This is a genomic window from Sorangium sp. So ce296 (assembly GCF_051529605.1).
In the GTDB taxonomy this organism is placed as follows: domain Bacteria; phylum Myxococcota_A; class Polyangia; order Polyangiales; family Polyangiaceae; genus Sorangium; species Sorangium cellulosum_D.
The window spans coordinates 13,650,180-13,664,956 of record NZ_CP150325.1; the positions used below are offsets into that span (position 1 = coordinate 13,650,180).

Genomic DNA, 14,777 nt, shown 5'->3' on the forward strand with positions numbered 1-14,777 from the left:
GGAGAGCCCAGGGTATGCCGGCGGCCAGGCCGACGAGTAGGGCAACGGCCGTTCAGGAGGCCGGGCGCGCTGGGTCAGCGCGAGGGCAGCCCGCTGCACGCAGGGCCCCGAGCTCCAGCCGGAGCCCTTCGATCTCGTGGAGGAAGCCCACGCGCTCGTCCTGCAGGTGCTTGCACATGCTGCAGCCGGTCACCCGCGGCGGCGCCGGCGGGTACCAGGTCGGCTCGACGCCCGGGAGCGTGGCCCCGTCGCGGAGCGCCCGGAGCGCCCGGAGCCGCACCCAGGCGATCCCCAGCACGACGAGCGCGAAGACGCCCGCCACGGCCAGCAGGGCCTGCAGCGCCCTCGGTCCGCCGAACGCCGCCGCGGCAATCGACCCGCCGCCGGTGATCCCGATGATGGCGATGATCCTGAACGCGGCCCAGTCGTAGATCTCCTCGCGCGCCCAGTTGAGCTGGAAGTCGTTCATCCCTTCGCTCCTCCATCCGCCGGGAAGCTCCGGTAGAGCTGCGCCATGCTCGTCGCGTACGGCTCGGGGTGCGCCGTGAAGTACCCCTTCCGGCCGAGCGCGAGCGCCGCCTCGTACGGCCGGCCCGCATCGAACAGCACCAGCGCCGCGGCGTAGCTCTGCGCCATGACCGCCCAGTAGTCGGAGCTCCCGACCTCCGGAGCCGCGTGCGCCCGGAAGCGCATGTCGACCCAGCGCCACACGTCGGGGTTCTTCTGGACGCGCTCCTGGACGCGGATGACGTAGTAGGTGTTTGGCCAGCTGAACGCGCTGATGTTGCCCAGGTTGTTGCAGTGCACAGCGCGGCCCCGGGCGTTTTCGTGGGCGACGTGGGCCCAGGCGCAGGCGAGCCGCTCCGGCGACGGCGCGCGCCCGAAGCGGAGCTCGTGCCCGCGGGCCAGCACGTCCCGCAGCGCCTTCTCCGAGAGCGGCGTCGTGACCTTCGCGACGAGCCCCGACGGGGTGGTCAGCGACGCGGCCGCTGCCCTCGTCCTGGGGCCCACGATGCCGTCGACGGCCAGGTTGCGGGCGCGCTGGAAGCTCCGCGTCGCGGCGTCCGTGCGCGGCCCGAAATCGCCGTCGACGATGAGGCGGTACCCGAGCGCGACGAGCTGCCTCTGCCACGCCGCAACGTCGTCGCCCTCGCCCCCGATCCGCAGAAACCGAGGCTCGGTCATCGCCCCACCGTCCCTTCCTGAGCCGGCGCCCGCTCGGCCAGCTTGGCGTCGATCGCCGCGTCGTACGCCCCGAGCGCCGCGGTGAGCGCCTCCCGCGCCGTCGCGACGCACGCCACGCGCTCGGCGGGCAGCAACCCGAACTCGAGGCAGGCCCGCACCGCGAACGGATACGAGCTCACGACCGCCGCGCTGACCGCCTCCGGCGGCGGCACAGTGACGTCCCCCGGGCCGAACAGCGGCGCGCAGCCGGCGGTGAGGAGCGCCGACGCGGCGAGCGCCCTGCGGTGCATCCACCAGAGCGCCGCGGCCGCCCCCGTGTAGTTCATCGCGCTCTTGTGGCCCATCTTGATGATCAGCTGACTTCGGCTCATGGCGCCTCCCGCGGCGAGAGGTCGACGAACCGCGTGCACTCCCCGAACCACCTCATGCGAATCATCCCCGTCTCCCCCCCTCGCTGCTTGCGAATGATGATCTCGGCGACGCCCTTCTCCGGGCCGTCGTCCACGTCCTGGCCGTGTCCGGCCCCGCCTCCGCGGCGCGCCGGCGCGGGCCTGGCGTCGTCGTCGGGCGCCTGGTGGATGAAGGTCACCTCGTCGGCGTCGGCCTCGAGGTCCCCGCTCTCGCGCAGGTCCGACATCTGCGGCCGGCGCCGCTGCTTCTCCGCCTCGCGGTTCATCTGGGCGAGCGCCACGACGCAGATTTGGAGCTCTTTCGCCAGCGCCTTGAGGCCGCGCGAGATCTCCCCGAGTTCCTGCTGCCGGCTCAGCCCTGGCTTGCCCGAGCCCTTCATGAGCTGGAGGTAGTCCACCACCACGACGGCCAGCCGGCGCGCGCGCTGCCCGCCCTCCGCCGGCCGGTCGAACTCCGAGGCGTACCGCAGCACGCGCGATCGGAGCTCCGCCAGCGTCAGCGCGGGCGTGTCGTCGACGATGAGCCCGAGCTGCGTGATGACCGCGGCCGCGCTGGTGAGCTGGCTCCAGTGCTTCTCCTGGAGCTGGTTCGAGGCCCACAGCTTGCCGTCGACGTGGGCCTCGGAGAAGAGCATGCCCAGCGACACCTCGTCGCGCGTCATCTCCATCGAGAACACGGCCGCGCCGATCTGCACGGGCTCGCGTGTCTTCGTCGCGTTGACCGCGAGCCCGCGCGCCCAGCTGCTCTTTCCGCTGCCCGGGCGCCCGGCGACGATGCGCAGCTGCCCCGCGCGCAGCCCGAGCGTCTTGCGGTCGTACTCGAGGTAGCCCGTTCGGATGCCCTCGCCCGCGCCGGCCGCCGGGTTCTCCTCCTTCGCCCGGAACAGCCGCTGCAAGATCGTGCTGAGGTACTCCCCGGCCGGCGCACGGCGGACGCTGCTCAGCTCGTACAGGTCGCGCTGGATGCTCGCGATCCACTCGGCCACCTCGCCCACGTCGCCGTAGCTCTCCGCCGCGACGCGGTGGCCGAGCGCGCCGATCGTGCGCTGGACCCACTTCGCGACGACGAGCTCCGCGTGGGCCTCGACGTGGAACACGGCGGCCGTCGCGTCCGCGAGCTGCGGGAGGTAGTCCTTGCCGACGGCTTCGAACCGGTCCTGATTCCGAAGTTCGTTCGCGACCGCCACGATGTCGCTCGGCGTGCCTGCCTCGCGCAGCGCGAGGATCGCCTCGTAGACGAACCGGTTCGGGTCCGAGTAGAAGTGCTCCGGCTTGAGCAGCGCGAAGACGCGCTCGACCTCGTCGCGCCCGAAGATGCCGCCGCGCACCATGCGGTCCGCCTCGAGCAGCGCCGAGAGCACGACGGCCTCGGCGTCGAGGTTGTGCGGCGGCACGCGCCCCTTGATCGGGCGCAGCCGCGGCAGGTGCGGGACACGAGAGACGTTCACCGGCCCTCCCGCGTGTGCTCGACGACGCGGCCGAGCTCGCAGATCCGCCGCCCGCCGGCCTCGCCGTAGCGAGCGTGCATCTCAGCGCGGGTGAGGTTCGTCGAGACCACGGTCGGAAGCCCCGCCCAGTAGCGGTGGTCGAGCATGTCGAAGATGGTCTTGTCGTCCGGCGGCTCGCGTCCGAGGTCGTCGAGCATGAGGACCGAGGCTTCGTAGGCGGTGCGGAGCAGCGGCGCATCCGAGCCGGCCCCGAACGGGTGATTCCGCGTCGCCCGGATGATGTCCGAGGTCCGGATGAGCCGCAGGCGCCGCGGGAGGTCCGTCTTGTCGTCGGGGAGCTCGTTGTCCCTGGCGAAGTCGAGGATCCGGTGCGCCATCGCGACCATCGCCGCCGTCTTCCCGATGCCGGTGCGGCCGATGAGCACGAGGCCGCCGTGGCTCGGAATCCACGCGCGCGCGGCTGACAGCACGTCAGGAGCTCGGCGCAGGATCGCCTCGAACTTCGGATCGTCGAACCGGCACCACGGCCACGCGGGGAGCGACGCGTAAGCCGCCTTCACGCGCTCAGCGCGGAGCAGAGCCCGATCCGCGCGAGCGCACGGCGCGCACCACTGCCCGTCGCTCTCGACCACCGTCCCGCAGCCGGCCACGCAGCGCGGGCGCGCGTCGGCCGTGTCGAGGTCGATGCCCTTGTCGGCCAGGAGCTTCCGGAGCACCTCGCCGACGGACTCGGCCCCGTGCTCGAACCTGCCTTTCTTGCGCTTCTTGTCGTCGTCGTCGCTCAAAACGGTGCCTCCTTCAGGGTGCCTGTCTCGCGGTACTCACGCTCTCGGCGCTCGATCTGCTGTCCTCGCGTCACGCCCGGCTCGACCTCCTCGCTCATGAACCGGTCGGTCCGCAGCTTCGCCTCGGCCTCCGCCTCGTCGCGTGTCAGGCCGAACTTCTCGCAGCGGTCGTCGACGGCGCCGCGCGCGTACAGCGTGGCGGGCCGCGGAGCGATTCGCCCGAAGCGCTGCCCGTTCCGCTGCCATGTCCGCCACGCCGCGCCCCAGTCCCGGAACCGGCTGCCCTTGGACCGGTGATGGTCCAGGAAGTGGGAGACCTCGGCCTCGTCGCCGGTGATCTGCCACTGCCGCAGGAACGCCTCGACCTCGTCGCCGGTGGCGTCGCTGCTAGGGCACTCGACCTCGGGCTTCGCCTTGGGCTTCCTGCGCCCCTCCTTGGGCGCCGGAGGGACCAGCTGGAGCGCTTGGTCGGCCGGAGCGGTTCTTGGGGCAGCAGCGGCCGAGGGCGGGGCGGTCTTGTCACCAGTCCCCGGGTGGCCGTGGCTCCCCTCGCCGCTCTCGGAGCTCTCGGGCGTAGGGTCGTGTGGTGGGGCCGAGCCGACAGGCTCGGGGGTGGCCGCGGGAGCGGACACAATACGATCCCGGTCGTGATCGGGATCGAGATCGAGATCGAGATCAGTCGCGAGAGCCCCGCGATCTGCTCGCGATGGGTTCGCGACTGACTCGCGATCGATTCGCGAATCTGTCGCACATGGTGCGCATGCCGCATCCGCCTCGTCCGGCCCGGGGCATCGCGGGGGGCCAGGGCGGTCGACGCGCTGGTGCTTCGTCCACCCCTTGATCAGCCCGTAGGACTGCCCCCGCACCTTGTAGATCCGCACGAGCCCGGACGTCTCGATCTCGCCGAGCGCCGCAGCGACATCCGCCGGGGCGGCCCAGAAGGCGGCGCCGAGCAGGTGCGCAGCGTTCGCGCGGAATCGGCCGTGGTCGTCCGCCAAGAGGAGGAGCGACACGAAGAGCCGCCACGCCGGATGCGAGAGCGACGCGGTGCGCTCGTCCTCCAGGAGCTCGGGCTTGATGGTGCGGATCCGGCCGGCCATCAGCCCTCGGTTGCCTCCACCCCCCGCGAGCCGCGGTAGACCGCGGCGTCGACGCGCGCTGACCGCAGGACCTCCGCGGCGCCATCGCCGTAGAACCGCCCGACCGTGAAGCCGGGGACGTGGGCCTCGTGCCCGCAGCCGGCACAGCGCAGCACCGGAACGCTGGGCGAGGCCCAGCGCACGACGTCGACGGCGCTCGACCCGCACCCCGAGCAGAACACGATCGCCGGCGTCCGCTCGCGCGGCGGCGCCGGGGCCGCGTCGGAGATCGGAGCCAGCAGCGTCGGGAAGACGCGGCGGAGGATGCTGCCGATCGACTCGGGCGCGTCCCCAGGGCCCAAGCGGCGGCCGCTCATCGGCTCACCTCCGCGCCGCCGAGGCCCACCTGCTGGGCGCGCTGGATGCAGAGCTCCCGGATCCGTTGCTCCTCGTCCGCGGCGACCTCGCGCGCCCGGGCGCTCAGCATCGCGTTGCGGGCCGTGTCGGTCGCCTCGCGGGCGGCGCGGTAGGCGCGCTCCGCGAAGGCCTCGGCGTCGAGCGCTCGCCGGTAGCGCTCCTCCGGCGTCCGCTCGACCTCGGCCCGCATCCGCTCCAGATCACCAGGCTGGAGCGGCCGCGTGATGAGCTGCACGTCGCCCCCAGGGACGGCGTCGACGAGCTCGTCGACCAGGCGGCGAAAGAGCCTCTCGGCGAGCCCCACGCGCGCTCGGTCCGCCGGCGGCGGCGCCTCGGCGGGCTTCTTCTCGGCAGCCGCAGGCGCGGGGCTGCCCGCGGTCGCCGGCACCGCCACGGCGCGCACCAGCTCGATCAGGGCGTCGCGCGCCTCGCGATGGCGGCGACGCCCGTACGCCTCGACGCACTCCTCCGGGTCTGCTGGAGCGAGGATCGCCGATCCGCCGGCGGCGTCGAAGCCGACGATGACCTCGGCCAGACGCGCAACGGCCGCGTCGAGCCAGACGGCTCCGGAGCTGCCGCCCGCCGTCGTGACCCGCACCTCGGCCGGCGCGGGCTCCCCGCGCTCGCGGGCGGCCGCGATCTCTGAGGACGTGGGCGGCGTCGCGAGGCCTTCGCGGGCCGCCGGCGACGAGGGTCGCTCGGCCGCGCCCAGCGCGCGGGCCCCGAGCACCGCGGCGCGAGCGAGAGCGATGGCGGCGTCTCGCACGCGCACGACCTTGGGCTCGGCGTCATCGTCGGCGGAGGGGCCGCCGACTACCGCGCCGGCGAGCTGCGTCGCGGCGCACTCGATCGCGACGGCGGCGGCCGCGGCGTCGACGCCATCGGCGAGGCGCGGGTCGGCGTCGAAGAGCGCGGCGGCAGGGTGCGGCGCGGGCTCGTGGTTCGAGCGGGACTGGAACGGATGATCAGGCGTCGGGGCGGGCGGATTCTGCTGGTCGGTCATCGCGTCGATCTCCATGGCGGCAGAGCCGCGGGTTGCGTCGGTGGTAGGGTCAGGCGGCGCGGGCGGTGCGCCCCGCCGGCGTCGAGGTGGCCGGGCTCGCGGCGGCGTCGAGCCCAGAGGCACGATCGACCATGGCAATCGCGTCATCCGCGATGGCCGCCGCGCGGTTCGCGATGGCCGCAGCGCGCTTCGCGACGCCAGCAAGGGCGATGGCAGCTCGGATTGCGATAGTGGCGGTGACGGAGGCAGCGAGTGCGCGGAGCACCGCGCCTTTCGGTGGAGCAGGTCTCGTGGTTTCTTCCGGCATGTCGGTCTCCTGGGCGGCAGAGCCGCGGTTCGCGAGACAGCCGGCGCGACGCCGGCGAAGGAATCAGGCGCCGCCGACCACCGCGAGAGCGCGGTCGCGGGCGGCGGTCAGCTTGAGGAAGTCCTCGTGGGAGCCCCCTCGGTCGGGGTGCGCAGCGAGGGCGCGCTGCCGGTAGGCGCGCTTCACGTCGGCGGCGGTGGCGCCGCGGGCCAGGCCGAGCGCGGCGAGCGCCGCAGCGTCGGCGGCAGGGTCGCCGAGGAGCCGCCGGAGCTGCTCCTCGACGCGGCGGCGCACGTCATCCGTGAAGCGCTGGTAGTCGCGCTCCGCCTGCGCCCGGAGCTCCGCATCGACCTCCGCCTGCACCTCCCGCCAGCGGCGATCCTGCTCGGCCTTCCTGGCGGCCCGCTCCTCCGGCCACTCGCCGCACCGCGACCAGCGCGCCCAGTCCGCGGGCAGCTCCTCGAGCGGGCCCGTGCGACCGAACGCGCGGGCGATGCGCTCCGCCTCGGCGAGGCCGCTCTCGCGCGACGTGCAGCCGCCCATGCCGTCGGGCCGCACGGGCGCCGCGCGATCGGGCTGCGCGCGCCACCACGCGGCCCAGGTGTACCGACCCGGCGCGCAGCGGTAGCCGGACGGCGGGCGGCCGAAGGCGACGGCGACGTAGATGACGCCGGCCGACGGCGCGGGCGCGGAGGAGGCCGGCGCGGGCACGTCAGGCGGCGGGGGTGGCGGTGGCCTGCTCGTCCTGGGGCGCCTGGTCGTTCGCCGGCTGCTCCGGATCCTCCTCGGCCCAGCCGAAGACGCTGATCCGGCCGTGGCTCAGCTTGTGGAGGCGCACCGCCGTGGCGAGCTCGGGGAGGCGCTTGCCCGTGCTGAGCTTCCAGAGGACGGTCCGGTCGACCTCGCGGCGGAGCTTGCGGGCTAGATCGCCGCGGTGGCCGAGGATGCGGGCCAGCGCGCGGGCGGAACGGGGCAACGAGGCAGCAGCATCGTCCATGCTGCTCAATCGTAGCCAGCTAGACTCATGCGTCAAGCTCAAGCAACACGAGGCCAGGGCTTGCCTGATCCGGTGGCCATGTGGAAACATGGCTCACATGACCGAACCGTCGCTGGCTCCGCCGCCCGACCACAGCTCCACGTTTGCGGACAGATGTTGGTGGGCATACAATTGCCTACCACCGGACCCCAACGGTCGTCTGCCGTCGCGCCGGAGCCTCGAGATCAAGCACGAGCTTCCTCTCGCGGTCCTGTCCAAGCTCATTCGAGGATCGATCACATCGGTCGACCCAGAGACGCTGCCCAAGCTCGCGGCCGCGCTGAGAACCAGCCCCGACTGGCTCCTCCGCGGCGAGGGGCCAGCGCCAACCCCCACCAGGCCCGTCCCGAAGCGGCCAGAGATCCAAGGGTACAGCCCATCGCCACACTCCGTCACTGAAACCCTGCGTGATGAGCGGCGGCGCAGTGGGCGGCTCGTGATTGCGCTGGATCTCGCTGTGCGCGCCGGTCTGTACCTCGGCGGCATCGACGACAGCGACGAGGATCTGCGGGTGCTGCGGGGGCCGCTGTGGGCAACCGTGCTCAGGTACGCCAGTTTCCTCCCGCGAAAGCTGGTGGTCTCCGCTCTGGAGCTCCGCGATCGCTCGCACGTGACGCACGAGGACGAGGTGGAACTCGCGCGAGGCATGGTGGACTGGGCCAACAATGAACTCGTTGCGGTGAAGATGGACGAGCACAACCGAGCTAAGGACGACGTGTAGCTCATTTCTTAGCTTGACACTCGGCGGCCACCGAGCAACATTGCTCGCATGCCCGCCCGGAACGCTGCCGGCTCGCACCGGCCACCTTCTGCCCGCACCACCCGACGCGCCCGCCAGGGCCGGCCCGCACCTGCGGCGCCGCGCTCCACGCGCGCGGCGCACGCCTTCCCGCACATCGAGGCGCGGAGCACCCTGCCGCTCGGCACGGTCTCGCTCGACTGCGCCAGGCTCGACGACGGCCGCGTCGTCCTCCTGGGCGCCGCGGCCCGCGGCCTCCTCGGCAAGCTCGTCGCCGAGCGGCCCCGCCGGGGCGCGTGCCTGCCCGTCGAGGTCGTCGACGAGCACGGCGAGGTCCACGTGGGCTTCGACGCGGGCGCGCTCATCGCGAGCGGCGTCTACCTCGCGACGGGGATCCTGATCGCCGGGGAGGGCGCCGTCGCCGCGGCCTCCGACGTGGCCGCCGCCCGCTTCCTCGATGTCCTGACGGAGCTGGCGAGCACCGGCGTGCTGCGCCTCCTGGAGGCGGCGTGAGCGCGGCCCTCATCTTCGTCACGTCGCAGTTCGAGGGGCACGAGCTGACGACCTACGTTTTCCGCGGGCGCGTCTGCGTCATCGCGGCCCAGGTCGGCAAGATCCTCGACTACGCCGATGACGGGAAGAAGCTCGTCGACGTCATCCGCGACAAGTGGGGCGACGAGTTCATCGCCGGGCATGACTTCGAAGTCCTCGAGGGCGACGCGCTGCGAGGGTTCAAGGCCGCTGCGGGGGATACCCTCCCAGGGTGGGTATCCTCGACGGCGCGCCTCATGGTGCTGTACGAGAGCGGCTTCGACCTCGTGTTCACGAAGACGGAGAAGCCGGCCGGCCGTCGGCTCCGGCGACTCCTCGTCGACGAGGTGATCCCGCGGCTCCGTCGCGGTGAGCCCGTGCTGCCGAAGGCCCAGCCCGCGCCGTCGACGCTGGTAGACGACCAGGAGAGCCAGATCCGCTTGCTCGCGCTCCGCCAGAGGGAGGCGCTCAGCATCTACGTGGCGATCCCCGGCCTGTACGCTCCCGAGTACCTGCGCCACAAGGTGGAGCACGCGGCGGCCCTGGTGACCGGCGAGCGGCCGGCGATCGAGAACCCGCTGCTCGACGTGTCGGGCTACCTCCGGGCGCGCGGCCTGACCGCCGCCGAGCTCAAGTCGAAGGGGCCGACCTTCGGCAAGCGCGTGAAGGCGCTCTACACCGCCGAGCGCGGCGAGGCGCCGAAGAGGCTCCCGCGCGACATCAACGGCAGCTCTCGCGAGGTCTTCTCGTACACCGAGCGCGACCGCCGGCTGTTCGATCAGGCCTTCGCCGAGATGTTCGGCGCGCCGGCCGCGCTCCCGACCGATCCCGCCCCGACCCCGGCGAATGACGCGCCGGAGAAGGAGGGGCCGACCGCTGCGTGAGCGTGCGCGTGCCGATGAAGCGGAGCTGGAGGTAATGCCGTGAGCGCGCACCCAACGTGAGAATTTCGGCGCGCTCGGCGTAAGTCTTGAAAGGGGAGAATCGACTGTTGGAGGAGCCTGGGGAGCGGGTCTCCGTGGGCCGTCGTGTGCCCGCGGACCCATGACGTCAACGGACTGAACGATCGAGGTCGCCATGAATGCACAGGGGTCGATTCAAGCAGTCACCAGCAAGCCAGATCGGGGGCAGATGAACGGGGCCGGCGCGCCGCGTCCCGCCGAGGAGGCCGGCGCCACGGAGTCTCCAACCAAGCTGCGCGAGTACCCTCCGCGCGCGCTCCTCAACGAGGTGCTCGCGCTCCACGAGCGCTGGCGGCCGCGTGACCTCGCCCGGACGACACAGGACGAGAACGAGGCCGCGGACGCCTGCCTCTACACGCTCCCGGTCCTGGCGATGATGATCCGCGCGCCCGGCACGCCGCTGGCCCGCTTCATCGAGGGGCAGCTGGATCTGCTCAGCGACGCCGCGATGGCTATCGAGGGCGGCGAGAGGAGGGCGTACGGGCAGGCGGATGCCCCGCCCGCGACGTCGCGCCGGGCCGACGCTCCGGCCGCGCCAGCCGCCGCGCCCGCGCCAATGGGCGCTCCTCGCCAGGAGCGCCGGTCACTCCACATCCTCGGCATCGAGCGCGACCACGATGACAGCACCCTGCATCACGCGAGCGTGCCTGAGCTCCTCGCGTGGTCCTTCGCTGGCGAGGATCCGGTTACGGCGATTCTCGACGCGCTCGCCGACGATCTGGACGTCTTGCTGAGCGTGCTCGGTCACGACCAGCAGCACGATGCCGTGATCGACCGCCAGCTCTGGCGCGCGAAGGCCAGAGCCAAGGTCGCCGCCACCCTGCACGAACGGGTGATGATCGCGATCGACGATGGCGACGTGCCCATGGCGCCCGCGCGCCACGCGCCGCCCCAGCCGGCCACCCCGGCGGCCGATTCCACAGCCGCGCCCGCGGCGTACAAGACGACGTACGACATCCGGTGGCAGACGGAGGACATGCTCGACCGGGCCGCGGGCTTCCTCGACACCTTCGCCGAGCTGATCGATCGGCGTACCGCCCTCGACCAGGAGAACGTCGCCGCGACGACGCGCCTCGCGGTGAGGGCGGCCGGGGACACCGCACGCGAGATGCTCCGGCAGGCTCTGGTGATCGCCGAGATGGACGCGAACCAGGCCACCACGACCGAGGAGCAGCTCCGCTTCGTCGACATCATCGATTGGCTCCGGGCTGCGCTGGATGGCGTCGAGGCCGCGGCGGAACAGAACGAGAAGACCCGGTTTCGGCGCCGAGATCGCCGGATGAAGGCCTGCGGCGCGATCCTCAGGGCGCAGTGCCAGCTCCGGCAGGCGCGCGAGAGCGCGGCCGCAGCGAGCGCCGTGAAGCGTGCGGCCCTCGCGAGCGCCGCGCAGGCCCGGAAGGGCGAGGCGAAGTGATGGCGCAGCGGCAGCTGGTGCCAAGCACGATCACGCTGCACGCGCCGAGCGCCGAGGAGCTCCGCGCGGCCGGCTTCACGCTAGCTGACAGCGTGCAGGACCTGCTGACCGAGTTCTTATTGGAGATCGCGCTGGAGGAGCACGCCACGGAGCGCGAGGGCCACGCCGCAGAGGGCGACGAGGCATGATGCCGGTGGACCTGGACGAGCGCGCTCGCGAGGCGCTGGCTGCCGCCTGGGCGTCGCGCCGACCCGGGCGCGCTCGCCAGGTCCTCCTCGCCGCGCCGGCCGGGCAGGCCATCGCGGCGGACGTCGCGCGGCTGCCCGGGGCGCGGGCCGCGGGCGGCGTGGTGATCGCGGTCGTCGCGGCGGCCTACGCAGAGAGGCTGCTCGACGCGATGTACGGGTTCCGTGGCGACGAGGTGCGCGAGGCCAATCCAGCGCGCGTGCTCGTCGTCCTGGTCGAGGATGAGGATGCCGCGGTCGCGTACCTCGACGAGGTGCGCGGCAGCGCGGAGGGAGCCGGAGAGGAGGAGCCGATGGCGAGGTCGACGAGCGCCGCGGCGGCGCCGGCGCCCGAAGAGCTCGAGGCCGACACGGGCGCGCGCGAGCTGCGCGCGGAGGTCCTCGAGGTCTTCGCCGAGGCGCAGGGCCACGCGCACGAGGATGCGATGGAGGCGTGGGCTGCCCGCCGACGGGCGCGGGGCGGCACGAGGCTGACGGGAAGGAAGGGGAGAGCGATGGCGACGACGACGAAGAAGACGACGACCCCCGCGGCGGCGCCGCAGATCCAGGCCGCGCCGGCCCCGGAGAAGCCGACGAAGAAGAAGAAGGCGAAGAAGGGCGAGAAGCGCCAGCGGTACGGGCGCGGGCAGTCGTTCTTCAGCTCGCGGATCCCGGTCGAGAAGAGCCGAATCCAGATACAGGACATCTTGCAGAGGTATGGTGCTGATAAATTTGGCTACATGCACGACAACGACACGAACGTCACGACCATCCAGTTCCGCTGCCGCTCCCGACTCGTGCGCTTCTCGCTGGAGCTCCCACGGGAGGAGTCCTTTCGGGAGGAGGTCCGGTGCTACAACGGGAAGCGGTTGCTCCCCGACGACGCCGTGAAGGCCAGGTACGAGCGCGCCCTGCGCGCGCGGTGGCGCGCCATCGTGACCGCCGTGCGCTCCAAGCTCGTGCTCGTGGAGTTCAACATCTCCAGCTGGGAGGACGCGTGGCTCGCTGAGACCGTCGACCCCGAGTCCGGCATGACGGTCGGAGAGCTCATCCGCGAGCGCCGCCTGTTGCCCGGTCTGCCGCCGGCGGTGTCAGCTCCGCCGCGAGAGGCCCTCCCGCCGGCGCGCCGCCGCGGCATCGTGGAGGCGCGCGCCCAGTGAACTCCGCCGCCGTCGAGGCTTTTGCGCGCGCCCTCGCCACCATGACGGCGGAGCTCGCCGCCGACCTCCTGGAGCAGCGGCTGAAGGCGCCGAGCGCGCCGCGGTACGCTACGGCCAAGAACAACCCCCTCGGCTCCGGGAGGATGTTCCTTGACGCCGCCCGGCGCGGGGACTTCCCGTCACACAAGGTCGGCCGCGAGGTGCGCGCACTCTGGAGCGATGTCGACGCCTACATCCTCTCGCGCCCAGCTACGAAGCGGCGACAGGTGCAGGCGACCCTCGAGGCGGAGCTCGCCACCTCAGCCTCACCGCGCAGGAGGCGCGCTGCCCGTGGCTGAGCGGACCGGAACCGTCGAGTACCGGTCCGGCCGGTGGTGGGCGCGCCCCACCCTCGCCGACGGCTCCAGGGGCGCCCGGGTGCCGCTCCCCAAGGGGGCGACCGAGGAGCAGGCCTGGGAGAAGGCGCGCGCTCTAACCGAGCTCGCCCAGCGCAAGGGGGTGACCAAGGCCGGCCCTCCGGCCGCCGCCGAACCGCCCAAGGGCCCCACCGTCGCGGAGTGGGGCGAGGCCTGGCTCGACGAGCGCGAGCGGCGCGGGCTCGCCTCTGTGCGCACGGACCGGGGGCGCTGGGACAAGTGGATCGCGCCGCAGCTCGGCGCGCTGCGCATGGTGACCGTCACGACCGAGGACCTCGAGCGGCTCGTTCAGCGCCTCGACGAGGCCGTCCGCGGGGGAGAGCTTGCCTGGAAGACGGCCCGCAACGTCTGGGGGCTCGCCTCGAAGGCCTTCGACGACGCGGCGAGGAGCAAGACGCTCGATCTGCGTGTCCGGAAGGACAACCCGGCGGAGAAGGTGCGGCCGCCCGACGAGGGCCCCGCGCGGGGGAAGCAGTTCATCTATCCCAGCGAGTTCCTCGCCCTCATGGCTTGCGAGCGCGTGCCCGTCCGGTGGCGCCGGCTCATCGCCGTGCAGATCTACCTCTACTGCCGGGCCGGCGAGCTCGAGGCGCTCCACGTCGACGACGTCGACCTGGCACACCGCACGATCCACATCCACCGCGCGGTGGACCGGGATCACGGCGGCGCGCTGAAGGAGACGAAGACGAACAACCCTCGTCGCATCCCGATCGAGCCGAACATCCTGCCGCTGCTCGAGCAGCTCGTCGCCGAGGCGCGCGCGGCGGGGCGGGCGCTGCTCGTCGAGATGCCGACGCTGTGCGACCTGGCGCCGCGGCTCCGGAAGTACCTCCAGTGGGCGGGCGTCGAGCGCGCAGAGCTCTACAAGACCACGCCGACCAGCAAGCAGATCACCTGGCACGACACCAGGAGTACAGCGGCCACATGGCTCGCGATCCGCGGCGAGGCGCCGCAGGTCATCATGGCCAAATGTGGCCACGAAAACATGGAGACCACCATGGGATACATCAGGCTCGCCGCCGTACTCCACGCCGACCCGAAGAGCGTCTTCCCGCCGATCGTTCTACCCCAATCTCTACCCCAAAACCCCAAGGGATGGGGTTCGACAGGTGGTAAGTTATCGAGATCGTTGGCTTTGGCAGGGCGTCCCCAGCGGGATTCGAACCCGCGTAGCAGCCTTGAAAGGGCTGAGTCCTGGGCCGGGCTAGACGATGGGGACCGGCGATGCGGCGCGGGAACCTACCGTCCGTCGTCGAGCAATGCAAGCCCAACTCGCGTCGCCCGTTCCGTCCGGCCCCGCCCCCGCGAAGCCCGCGGCGCGAACCGGCCGCTCGGCGGCTCGTCGCGGCGGGCTTCGCGGGGGCAGGCGCCGGTCCCGGCGGCCTCGCTGCCGCTGGCGTGGGCTCAGCCGGGCTGAGCCGGCGTCCACGCGGGAGCATCGCTCGCGGGGAACGAGTCCTCCACGGTCTCGTCGACCTTCTGTTCCGGCTCCTTGTCCGCCGTGGCCTCGTGGCCCTCCACGGGATCCCCCGGGACGTGCCTGTGCTGTCCGCTCCCGGCCTTCTGGTCGCGCGCGGGCGCGTCGGCGGCGCTGCTGGACGTCTCGGCCCCTCGTTGCTCCGACCCCTTCTCGTTCGGCTTCATGCGCACCTCCTCGGGCT

19 protein-coding genes, 1 tRNA gene and 1 pseudogene are annotated in these 14,777 nt (G+C 72.5%); 8 read left to right on the forward strand and 13 right to left on the reverse strand.

What is annotated here, in order from left to right; translation table 11 throughout:
- Positions 1-52: 52 nt before the first annotated feature.
- The 11 genes from WME98_RS50310 to WME98_RS50360 all read right to left on the reverse strand — a co-directional run bounded on the left by WME98_RS50310 (position 53) and on the right by WME98_RS50360 (position 7,631).
- A complete protein-coding gene (locus tag WME98_RS50310; RefSeq protein ID WP_437948677.1) occupies positions 53-469 on the reverse strand; it encodes a hypothetical protein in 417 nt (138 codons plus the stop codon).
- Complete coding sequence (locus tag WME98_RS50315; RefSeq protein ID WP_437948679.1) at positions 466-1,185, reverse strand: peptidoglycan-binding domain-containing protein; 720 nt, start codon at positions 1,183-1,185, stop codon at positions 466-468. The genes WME98_RS50310 and WME98_RS50315 overlap by 4 nt, the downstream gene beginning before the upstream one ends.
- Positions 1,182-1,556, reverse strand: coding sequence for a hypothetical protein (locus tag WME98_RS50320; protein WP_437948681.1), 375 nt, complete (start codon positions 1,554-1,556; stop codon positions 1,182-1,184). The genes WME98_RS50315 and WME98_RS50320 overlap by 4 nt, the downstream gene beginning before the upstream one ends.
- Positions 1,553-3,043 carry a replicative DNA helicase gene (locus WME98_RS50325; protein WP_437948683.1) on the reverse strand — a complete coding sequence of 497 codons (1,491 nt, stop codon included), beginning with the start codon at positions 3,041-3,043 and terminating at the stop codon, positions 1,553-1,555. Before WME98_RS50325 ends, WME98_RS50320 begins: the two co-directional genes overlap by 4 nt.
- A complete protein-coding gene (locus tag WME98_RS50330; protein WP_437948685.1) occupies positions 3,040-3,828 on the reverse strand; it encodes a hypothetical protein in 789 nt (262 codons plus the stop codon). Before WME98_RS50330 ends, WME98_RS50325 begins: the two co-directional genes overlap by 4 nt.
- Entirely contained in the window at positions 3,825-4,928 is a 1,104-nt protein-coding gene (locus WME98_RS50335) for a hypothetical protein (RefSeq protein WP_437948686.1), read from the reverse strand. The genes WME98_RS50330 and WME98_RS50335 overlap by 4 nt, the downstream gene beginning before the upstream one ends.
- Positions 4,928-5,284, reverse strand: a complete 357-nt coding sequence (locus tag WME98_RS50340; protein WP_437948688.1) for a hypothetical protein — start codon at positions 5,282-5,284, stop codon at positions 4,928-4,930. The genes WME98_RS50335 and WME98_RS50340 overlap by 1 nt, the downstream gene beginning before the upstream one ends.
- Positions 5,281-6,327 carry a hypothetical protein gene (locus WME98_RS50345; protein WP_437948690.1) on the reverse strand — a complete coding sequence of 349 codons (1,047 nt, stop codon included), beginning with the start codon at positions 6,325-6,327 and terminating at the stop codon, positions 5,281-5,283. Before WME98_RS50345 ends, WME98_RS50340 begins: the two co-directional genes overlap by 4 nt.
- Positions 6,328-6,376: 49 nt before the next feature.
- A complete protein-coding gene (locus WME98_RS50350; protein ID WP_437948692.1) occupies positions 6,377-6,634 on the reverse strand; it encodes a hypothetical protein in 258 nt (85 codons plus the stop codon).
- Between the two features lie 63 nt (positions 6,635-6,697).
- Positions 6,698-7,345, reverse strand: coding sequence for a DnaJ domain-containing protein (locus WME98_RS50355; RefSeq protein ID WP_437948694.1), 648 nt, complete (start codon positions 7,343-7,345; stop codon positions 6,698-6,700).
- Between the two features lies 1 nt (position 7,346).
- Complete coding sequence (locus WME98_RS50360) at positions 7,347-7,631, reverse strand: hypothetical protein (RefSeq protein WP_437948696.1); 285 nt, start codon at positions 7,629-7,631, stop codon at positions 7,347-7,349.
- 97 nt (positions 7,632-7,728) lie between these two features.
- On the opposite strand from WME98_RS50360, the gene WME98_RS50365 reads away from it, so the two are divergent.
- From WME98_RS50365 to WME98_RS50400, 8 genes and pseudogenes are all read left to right on the forward strand, one after another.
- Positions 7,729-8,391, forward strand: coding sequence for a hypothetical protein (locus WME98_RS50365; protein ID WP_437948698.1), 663 nt, complete (start codon positions 7,729-7,731; stop codon positions 8,389-8,391).
- A gap of 48 nt (positions 8,392-8,439) precedes the next feature.
- Positions 8,440-8,922, forward strand: coding sequence for a hypothetical protein (locus WME98_RS50370; protein WP_437948700.1), 483 nt, complete (start codon positions 8,440-8,442; stop codon positions 8,920-8,922).
- Positions 8,919-9,824, forward strand: a complete 906-nt coding sequence (locus WME98_RS50375) for a hypothetical protein (RefSeq protein ID WP_437948702.1) — start codon at positions 8,919-8,921, stop codon at positions 9,822-9,824. The genes WME98_RS50370 and WME98_RS50375 overlap by 4 nt, the downstream gene beginning before the upstream one ends.
- Before the next feature lie 193 nt (positions 9,825-10,017).
- Positions 10,018-11,316 carry a hypothetical protein gene (locus WME98_RS50380; protein ID WP_437948703.1) on the forward strand — a complete coding sequence of 433 codons (1,299 nt, stop codon included), beginning with the start codon at positions 10,018-10,020 and terminating at the stop codon, positions 11,314-11,316.
- Entirely contained in the window at positions 11,316-11,504 is a 189-nt protein-coding gene (locus tag WME98_RS50385) for a hypothetical protein (protein ID WP_437948705.1), read from the forward strand. The genes WME98_RS50380 and WME98_RS50385 overlap by 1 nt, the downstream gene beginning before the upstream one ends.
- The gene (locus WME98_RS50390) at positions 11,501-12,700 is read left to right on the forward strand and encodes a hypothetical protein (protein ID WP_437948707.1); all 1,200 of its coding nucleotides are present in this window, start codon (positions 11,501-11,503) and stop codon (positions 12,698-12,700) included. Before WME98_RS50385 ends, WME98_RS50390 begins: the two co-directional genes overlap by 4 nt.
- Positions 12,697-13,038 carry a hypothetical protein gene (locus WME98_RS50395; protein WP_437948709.1) on the forward strand — a complete coding sequence of 114 codons (342 nt, stop codon included), beginning with the start codon at positions 12,697-12,699 and terminating at the stop codon, positions 13,036-13,038. Before WME98_RS50390 ends, WME98_RS50395 begins: the two co-directional genes overlap by 4 nt.
- 583 nt (positions 13,039-13,621) lie before the next feature.
- Positions 13,622-14,074: pseudogene (locus WME98_RS50400) on the forward strand (tyrosine-type recombinase/integrase); the annotation flags it as partial.
- A gap of 186 nt (positions 14,075-14,260) precedes the next feature.
- Here WME98_RS50400 and WME98_RS50405 read toward each other — a convergent pair.
- Together WME98_RS50405 and WME98_RS50410 are read right to left on the reverse strand one after the other, a co-directional pair.
- Positions 14,261-14,335 (reverse strand) — tRNA-Glu (locus WME98_RS50405).
- Between the two features lie 185 nt (positions 14,336-14,520).
- The gene (locus tag WME98_RS50410) at positions 14,521-14,760 is read right to left on the reverse strand and encodes a hypothetical protein (RefSeq protein ID WP_437948711.1); all 240 of its coding nucleotides are present in this window, start codon (positions 14,758-14,760) and stop codon (positions 14,521-14,523) included.
- Positions 14,761-14,777: the final 17 nt, after the last annotated feature.

Excerpts from the sequence above, each read along its gene's own strand:
- WME98_RS50310 (WP_437948677.1), bottom strand. The coding sequence starts at position 469 with ATGAACGACTTCCAGCTCAACTGGGCGCGCGAGGAGATCTACGACTGG.
- WME98_RS50315 (WP_437948679.1), bottom strand. The coding sequence starts at position 1,185 with ATGACCGAGCCTCGGTTTCTGCGGATCGGGGGCGAGGGCGACGACGTT.
- WME98_RS50320 (WP_437948681.1), bottom strand. The coding sequence starts at position 1,556 with ATGAGCCGAAGTCAGCTGATCATCAAGATGGGCCACAAGAGCGCGATG.
- WME98_RS50335 (WP_437948686.1), bottom strand. The coding sequence starts at position 4,928 with ATGGCCGGCCGGATCCGCACCATCAAGCCCGAGCTCCTGGAGGACGAG.
- WME98_RS50340 (WP_437948688.1), bottom strand. The coding sequence starts at position 5,284 with ATGAGCGGCCGCCGCTTGGGCCCTGGGGACGCGCCCGAGTCGATCGGC.
- WME98_RS50345 (WP_437948690.1), bottom strand. The coding sequence starts at position 6,327 with ATGACCGACCAGCAGAATCCGCCCGCCCCGACGCCTGATCATCCGTTC.
- WME98_RS50350 (WP_437948692.1), bottom strand. The coding sequence starts at position 6,634 with ATGCCGGAAGAAACCACGAGACCTGCTCCACCGAAAGGCGCGGTGCTC.
- WME98_RS50360 (WP_437948696.1), bottom strand. The coding sequence starts at position 7,631 with ATGGACGATGCTGCTGCCTCGTTGCCCCGTTCCGCCCGCGCGCTGGCC.
- WME98_RS50365 (WP_437948698.1), top strand. The coding sequence starts at position 7,729 with ATGACCGAACCGTCGCTGGCTCCGCCGCCCGACCACAGCTCCACGTTT.
- WME98_RS50370 (WP_437948700.1), top strand. The coding sequence starts at position 8,440 with ATGCCCGCCCGGAACGCTGCCGGCTCGCACCGGCCACCTTCTGCCCGC.
- WME98_RS50380 (WP_437948703.1), top strand. The coding sequence starts at position 10,018 with ATGAATGCACAGGGGTCGATTCAAGCAGTCACCAGCAAGCCAGATCGG.
- WME98_RS50385 (WP_437948705.1), top strand. The coding sequence starts at position 11,316 with ATGGCGCAGCGGCAGCTGGTGCCAAGCACGATCACGCTGCACGCGCCG.
- WME98_RS50390 (WP_437948707.1), top strand. The coding sequence starts at position 11,501 with ATGATGCCGGTGGACCTGGACGAGCGCGCTCGCGAGGCGCTGGCTGCC.
- WME98_RS50410 (WP_437948711.1), bottom strand. The coding sequence starts at position 14,760 with ATGAAGCCGAACGAGAAGGGGTCGGAGCAACGAGGGGCCGAGACGTCC.